The 7323-nt window shown below is 45.8% G+C and carries 5 protein-coding genes; 1 reads left to right on the top strand and 4 read right to left on the bottom strand.

Going from position 1 to position 7323, the window contains the following annotated elements; genetic code table 11:
* Nucleotides 1–176 precede the first annotated feature (176 nt).
* From OU792_RS09795 to OU792_RS09785, 3 genes are all read right to left on the bottom strand, one after another.
* Nucleotides 177–1886, bottom strand: a complete 1710-nt coding sequence (locus OU792_RS09795; protein ID WP_134200381.1) for a GMC oxidoreductase — start codon at nucleotides 1884–1886, stop codon at nucleotides 177–179.
* Nucleotides 1879–2451 (bottom strand): gluconate 2-dehydrogenase subunit 3 family protein, encoded by a 573-nt coding sequence (locus OU792_RS09790; RefSeq protein WP_222584433.1) that lies wholly within the window; start codon nucleotides 2449–2451, stop codon nucleotides 1879–1881. Before OU792_RS09790 ends, OU792_RS09795 begins: the two co-directional genes overlap by 8 nt.
* A 122-nt stretch (nucleotides 2452–2573) precedes the next feature.
* Nucleotides 2574–4607: an alpha-L-fucosidase gene (locus tag OU792_RS09785; RefSeq protein WP_222584434.1), complete on the bottom strand. Its 2034-nt coding sequence runs from the start codon at nucleotides 4605–4607 to the stop codon at nucleotides 2574–2576.
* 41 nt (nucleotides 4608–4648) lie between these two features.
* Between OU792_RS09785 and OU792_RS09780 the strand changes: the two genes are divergently transcribed.
* Nucleotides 4649–6979, top strand: a complete 2331-nt coding sequence (locus OU792_RS09780) for a TonB-dependent receptor family protein (RefSeq protein WP_342453731.1) — start codon at nucleotides 4649–4651, stop codon at nucleotides 6977–6979.
* Here the strand turns inward: OU792_RS09780 and OU792_RS09775 are convergent.
* Nucleotides 6963–7295: a Rieske (2Fe-2S) protein gene (locus OU792_RS09775; RefSeq protein ID WP_274670058.1), complete on the bottom strand. Its 333-nt coding sequence runs from the start codon at nucleotides 7293–7295 to the stop codon at nucleotides 6963–6965. The genes OU792_RS09780 and OU792_RS09775 overlap by 17 nt on opposite strands.
* Nucleotides 7296–7323: the final 28 nt, after the last annotated feature.

The following is a 7323-nucleotide window of genomic DNA, read 5'->3' as shown; positions in this document are numbered from 1 at the left end:
ATTTAGCTTAGTTGATCGATTAAATGATACGTCAATCTAAAACTTAAAATCTAATAATCAAACCGTTTAACCAAAAAAACCCAAATCTTTCGACTTGGGCTATTTTTACACTTTTGGAGATTGCTTCTCCCGACCTTGTCGGGATCCCAATGACGTGATAATTCAGCATTCTGGTGTCATTTCTTACTCTCCGCCACCGCATGATGCGCTGCTCTTGCTGCAAAGGCCATATAAGTCAGGGATGGGTTTTGAGTAGCTGTAGAAGTCATAGATGCACCATCGGTCACATAGACATTCGGTACGGCATGCAGCTGATGATGGGCATTGAGTAGGGAAGTTTTGGGGTCTTTGCCCATCCGTACTCCACCCATCTCATGAATATCCAATCCGGGTGCCTGCTTGCTGTCACTGGAGCGGATATTGGTGAAGCCTGCCTTGGTAAACATCTCCGTCATCTGCTCTATGTAATCTTTGACCATTTTCTCATCATTGTCATCATAATCTACCGATATTTTGAGCTGTGGCATGCCCCATTCATCTTTCAAGTTCGGATCGAGTGCGACATAGTTGCTTTCCTTTGGTATGGTTTCGCCCATCATATGTGAGCCTACACGCCAAGGGCCATATTGATCGGGATTGAGTAGGCTGTTTTTGAGATCCATTCCTACGCCGCTGGTATCTGCGCCTGCACCTCGGCCGGCAGAGAATCCTGCTGCGTAGCCTCGGAGAAAGTCTGTTTCCTGCTTGTACACATTTCGGAATCTGGGAAAATAGCCGCTTGTCGGTCTTCCACCACTTGTGGTGTATTCCGAATGTCCCTCATATTCTCCGGATACACGAGCCCGATAATTGTGGAAAGCCACATATTTTCCGAGTAGGCCATTGTCGTTGCCTAGCCCGTTGGGGAACCGATTCGAGGTGGAATTCAATAAAATTGCATTCGTATTCAAAGCGGCTGCATTGACAAAGATCACATCGGCGTAGAACTCTTCCATTTCTTTGGTCAGGCGATCGATGATTCGGACACCGGTGGCCTTTCCTTTTTCTTCATCATATATGATGGAGTGAACGACGGAGTCAGGGCGTAGGGTCAAGTTTCCAGTTTTCAGAGCCCAAGGGATGGTAGAGGAATTGGAACTGAAATAGCCTCCAAAAGGACAGCCCCGCTGACAGAGGTTTCGGTTTTGACATTTGGCTCTTCCTTGCTGTGCGTAGAAATCCAAATTTCCGTTGATGTGTGCACAACGAGCAGAAATCATGTGTCGGTCATTGCCATAGTGCTTTTTCAACTGCTCCGCGAAGTGCTTTTCGACTACATTGAGTTCGTATCCCGGCAAAAATTCTCCATCTGGCAAGTGTGGAATACCATCGCGATTTCCCGATACTCCAGCGAATTTTTCTACATGACTATACCAAGGCGCAATATCCTTGTAGCGAATCGGCCAATCCACCGCAAATCCATCCCGGGCAGGACCTTCAAAGTCAAAGTCAGACCAACGCTGCACCTGTCTGGCCCAAAGCAAAGATTTCCCTCCGACTTGATAGCCCCGAATCCAATCGAAGGGCTTTTCCTGCACGTAGGGGTGCTCGGTGTCTTTCACGAAAAAGTGCATGGCATCTTCCCGAAAGGCATAGCATCGGCTGATGACGGGGTTTTCTTTTTTGATATCTTCAGGAATCTGACCACGATGCGGAAATTCGTAAGGAAGCATGTTAGTCGTCGGGTAGTCCTTGATGTGTTCGACATTTCTACCTCGCTCCAGCATCAGGGTTTTGACTCCCAAGTCGCAAAACTCTTTGGCAGCCCAAGCTCCACTGATTCCCGAACCGATAACGATGGCCTGATAGGTTCGATCTTGCTTACTTTTGATATTTAGATTAGCCATTGACTCGAGGTTTTTGAAGGTCAGAAATCAAGACTGCCCCGTTGTACTCACCTGGAATGAGGGAGTAAGGCACCACTTCAGTTTGGATATATTCGGAAGCCATATAGCCCTGAATCGTAAATCGCTTCGCAGTATTGACAAAATAGGCGATGGATTCTTTGGTGCGACCTTCCTCGGAATCATCTCCTTTGAGTTGGGCCGTTTCTAGCACCATTGCCTCCTTTTCTTTGGTGGTCAACTGATCAAAAGCTTTTCCACTGCTTTCTTTTACATAACTGGGAAAGGACTGCAAGCCTTGAGAAAACTTTTTCTGATTTTCTTCATTGAAGCAGTCGTTGACCATCACTAAAATAAAATCATGGACTTCCAGGTCTAAAGCACCTTTGATCTCTCCGGCGGGAATAATCGTGTCGGATATACTTGCAAGAAGCTTTTTGAGTGATGGGGTGATTTGGAGTTTATCGTAGGCAGCGAGGATATCTTCCTTTCCAAAATCACAGGAAGGAATCAGGGCAAGTCCCCCGGAAATCAGGGCAATATGCCGCAAGGCGTGTCTTCTATTCATGGGTAATAATGGGTTTAAAGCAACTGGATTAAAAAGTAGGGATTTTTCTTTCAAAATCCCACCTTATCCATGCTTTTGGAGGAAATGATACCATTAGTGGTAGAAAAATCTGGAGTGAAAATCTATCGGGTCAGGACTCCTATTTCAGCCAAGGTAGCCGGATTACCGTCTGCGGTTTGGATTGCTTCCAATTCTATCCACTTAGCTGAAACCCCATCGAAGCGTATTTCCTGCTCAATTGGGCTATTGACCACGTTGGCAAACTCACCACTAGCGACTTCCGTCCAGTTTTTTCCGTCTGTACTGACTCTGAATACAAACTCTGTGATATGTCCACTTGGATACCGGGCTTGCATGGGGAGATAGGTAAAGCCAGTTAGCGTAACCGCTTCTCCCAGGTTTACTTGAATTTTGGAGGAACTTAAAGTGGCATAAGAGCTAGGGTTTTCATCGATTGCTTTTTCATCTTCGGTCTTCCATTTTGCTTTGGCGATGTCCAGCTCTTTTTGAAATATGTCACTGTTTTCGCCAGTCCTCGGGTCAAAGGACATAACTTTTAAGGTGGAGGCTTCTTGAATTTCCAAAGGATGGGTATAAAGCTCCGATGGTTCTGATCCATCCAAGGAATAGCGAATCTCCAGTCCCTCATCCGGTGAAAGCAGGGAGACTAGTCCGGACTTTTCCCGTTGGATAGTAGGTGGAAGAAGCAATTTCGGGGCATAGTAGATTCCCAGCTCTGAAATCACGGGGATGTCTTTTCCATCCTCGAAATTGATTCGGATTTTTTGGGTGCTTACATCCGGAAACCGCAAAATCCGTTTGTAGCCGACGGTATTGCCAGACGCAATTTTTTCCCAAGATCCATTGATCTCAGCTTCCAGCGTGAAAGCCTTTACCCGCTGTCCGAGCGGGGTGTATTCCTGTAAAAGCAAGCGATTGAAAGACGCCTCTTTCCCAAAGTCCAATTCCAAATTGGCTTTTGGTCCTGCCCCATCTGATAGGGTCCAATAGGTTTCATATTCCCCATCAATCACCCTATTTGCCTCGTAGCCATAGCCCCGATCTGCACTAGATGAAATGGTCGCTTCAGTCGCTAGATTTGTTTGAAAATCTTCTTTGATTTTTGCTGCCATTTTTAAGATGGCTTCTTCATCATTCTCATGAATCAAGCCGCGGGTGTCCACAGGGAAATTGATCAGCAAAGAAGAATTTCGACCGATGCTTTTGTAAAAAATCTCCATCAGTTGGGGGAGGGTCTTGACTTTGTGATCCTCATAGGCATGATAATACCATCCCGGGCGAATGCTCACATCAGACTCAGCAGGCACCCAATGTGTACCATTTTCCTGTCCGGATGCCCACTTTTCCGAATACTCAGGCATGCCTGCATAGACCGAGTCTCGCATCAGATTGGACCAAGTGGTCTCGTAGGCAAAGCCATGCTCATTACCCACCCAACGCACATCGGGTCCGGCATCGGAGAAAAGCATGGCATTGGGCTGCAATTCCCTTACCAAGGCATGGGTATTTTCCCAGTCGTAATAGGTCAGCTTATCGACTTTCCGTTCCTCATTGGCTCCACCATACCAACCTGTACCTCCATTGGCCCCGTCAAACCAAACCTCAAATATTTCCCCATAATTCGTCAGCAATTCGGTCAGTTGATTGCGCATGTAGGTGATGTATTCAGGCTTGCCATAGTCGGGATGATTCCGATCCCATGGAGAGTAATAAATACCGACTTTCAGACCGTATTCCCGGCAAGCATCCACAAATTCACGGATCAAATCGCCCTTTCCATCCCGCCAAGGACTGTTTTTCACTGAGTGCTCCGTGTAGGCTGATGGCCAAAGCACGAAACCATCGTGATGCTTGGCGGTGATAATCAGTCCTTTCATCCCGGCTTCTTTGGCGATCCTTGCCCACTGCCTTGCATCGAGCGCTGTGGGATTAAACTGTTCGGGTTTTTCATCCCCAAAACCCCATTCCCGATCCGAGAAGGTGTTCATATTGAAATGCACAAAGCCATAAAATTCGAGTTGCTGCCAGGCAATCTGTCGCTCATGGGGAACGGGGAATACAGGTGCAGGTGGAGCGGCTTTTTCATTACAATGTGAAAAAAGAACTAAAAGGAGTGGGGCGAGCAGTTTTTTCATATTTCGAATTTGAAGTAGCATTCTAAGAATTTTCGATGGAATTGGAAAAGAAAAGTCCTGTTCAGCAAGGCTTTTCTGCCATTTGGAAAAAACGGGAAACTATTACCCCGCTTTCCTTGTATTTTCGGGGTATGAGGTATTTAATTCTTTTCGCTCTGCTTTTGGGCTCACTTTCTCTAAAAGCTCAAGTAGAAATCACGGTACGGGATGGGCTTAATTATGATCCGCTATCAGAGGTTTTGATTCGCTTAGAAACAGGCGAAGAGTTTCAGACAGATCGGCTTGGGCTGGCCACTTTTGATCAAAAGACTCCTTTCTCAGTCATTCTTTTCAAGCCTGGATATGAATCGCTCGAGGTTACAGTGAATGCGGAGGAAAGCACCTTTTTTCTTTTCCCAAATAGTATTTCACTCTCGAGTGTGACTGTTAAGGCCTTTGAAACAGAGCGACCACTCTTAGAGCAGTCTGCCTCTATCAGTTTGATAGGTGAGTCGGATTTGTATCGCTTTAATGAAACTTCCATAGTCAATGCCTTTAATACCAAACCCGGTGTGCGAATCGAAGAACGGGCACCGGCTAGCTACAGGGTATCCATTCGAGGAAGTTCCCTTCGAGCTCCTTTTGGAGTCAGAAATGTCAAGGTCTATTGGAATGAAGTGCCGATCACGGCTCCTGATGGGACGACTGCTTTGAATTTGCTGGACCTCAGCAATATTCGTACAGCTGAGGTGATCAAAGGGCCGTCCGGAAGTATCTACGGAGCTGGAAATGGTGGTGTCATCAACCTTAGCAGTGCTGCGGACTTACAAAGCGGTAAACTGACCTCGGAGTGGGTTGCCGGATCTTTTGGATTAAATAAGGGACGGTTTGCGATCACCCAACCTATCGGAAAAGGAGGAATCGAAGTGGCTATCGTCAATCAGGAAAGTGACGGCTATCGCGAGCATTCGGCTATGGACCGGAGCGTTTTTCAGTTGGGAGGCTATTTTCCAGTAAACGAAAAACAGGAGATCCGGACACAGATTTTGTTTTCAGATTTAGACTATCAAATTCCCGGTGCTTTAAATGCCGAACAGCTAGCGGAAGACCCTACCCAGGCTCGTCCCGGATCGGTAGATCAGAATAGCTCTATTTCACAGCGAGCGCTTTTAGCAACTTTTGGTCATCGCTATCGATTCTCGGATAAGATTGAAAACAACACCACATTCTATGTGAACACCAATGATTTTGAGAATCCCTTCATTTTGGATTATAAAAAAGAATTGGGCTTTGGAAGTGGAGGAAGGACTCGTTTTACATTCGATTGGAATTTGGCAGGTAAGCCGCTTCGACTAATTGCCGGAGGGGAATATCAAACCAGTCTCACCGATGCTCAAAATTTCGGTAATCGAAGTGGAGTGGCAGATACCGTTCGCTTCGCTGATAAATTACGGGCGACCCAAGCATTTTTATTCCAGCAAGCCGAATGGGAGTTTACTGAGCGCTGGTTGCTGACATTAGGTTTGAGTCAGAATTTTTCCTCTTTTGAAATCGATCGTTTGATTGATGCAAGTGGAGGTCCTACAGGCCCTCAGAAAAGACAATTCGATCCTATTTTAATTCCCCGAGCAGCAGTCAATTTCAGTTTAAATGATTTTTCGGCTTTGAGAGCATCTGTAAGTAGTGGTTTCTCTCCGCCCACTATTGATGAAGTTCGTACCAATGAGGGAAGTCTGAATTTGGATCTGGAGGCTGAGCGGGGAACAAATTTTGAGCTGGGGTATCGATTGGGTAAGAATCGATTGAATGTCGATCTGACAGCCTTTTACTTTCGACTTAATCAGACTATAACCACTTTCACCAACGAGCAGGGCGTAGTACTCTTTCGAAATGCCGGCTCTACCGATCAAAAAGGAATCGAGTTGGCTTTGGATTATCAGTTGGTACAGCGAATGGGTGGATTTCTACGGGGTCTGGATTATGGAGTAGCTTACACCGGACATTATTTTGAGTTTAGGGATTACCAAAAACGAGATCAGGATTTTTCCGGAAACCAATTGACGGGAGTAGCTCCAAATACAGTCGTTCAGACGCTGGATTTTCGTTTTGCCGGAAATGTTTACCTGAATTTGACCCATCAGTTCACCGATGAAATCCCCCTGAATGATGCCAATACAGTTTACCAAGATCCATTTAATCTGGTGAATCTCCGGATGGGCTTTTTCGAGCAGATTTCTAAAAAGCTTGATATGGAAATCTACTTTGGTCTGGAAAATTTGTTTGATGTGGATTATTCCTTGGGAAATGACCTGAATCCTTTTGGAGGCAGATTTTATCAGCCAGCACCGTCACAAAATGTCTATTTCGGGGCCAAATTCAATTTCCGCTATTGAGCTGAATGATCAGTCCCTCATCGGTGAGATTCGTCTGATAAACCTCCAAATCAGAACAAGAGCCTGATTGGAGCACGCCTGTTTTCAGATTGAAGCGGTATTGATGAAGTGGGCAGATAATTTCCTCATAGCCATTGATGCTGCCTTGAATAAGCGATGCTCCTCGGTGAGGGCAGAGGCTATCAAATGCAAAAAAGTGATTCCCTACCCGGACGATCCCGATTTCTTTATTGCCAAGCTTCACTCGTTTGATGACTTTTTCTGGGAAAAGATCGATGGCACCTTCCTTTGACTGACCTAGTTGGAATTTCTTCATAGCAGTGTAAAAATCAGATTTTTACCCT

Source organism: Algoriphagus sp. NF (assembly GCF_028823735.1).
In the GTDB taxonomy this organism is placed as follows: Bacteria; Bacteroidota; Bacteroidia; order Cytophagales; family Cyclobacteriaceae; genus Algoriphagus; species Algoriphagus marincola.
Note: the sequence above shows the minus strand (reverse complement) of the source record. Positions and strands in the feature narration are given on the sequence as shown.

Bases quoted from the DNA above. Each gene is read 5' to 3' on its own strand.
- OU792_RS09790 (WP_222584433.1), bottom strand. From the start codon at position 2,451: ATGAATAGAAGACACGCCTTGCGGCATATTGCCCTGATTTCCGGGGGA.
- OU792_RS09775 (WP_274670058.1), bottom strand. From the start codon at position 7,295: ATGAAGAAATTCCAACTAGGTCAGTCAAAGGAAGGTGCCATCGATCTT.
- OU792_RS09785 (WP_222584434.1), bottom strand. From the start codon at position 4,607: ATGAAAAAACTGCTCGCCCCACTCCTTTTAGTTCTTTTTTCACATTGT.
- OU792_RS09795 (WP_134200381.1), bottom strand. From the start codon at position 1,886: ATGGCTAATCTAAATATCAAAAGTAAGCAAGATCGAACCTATCAGGCC.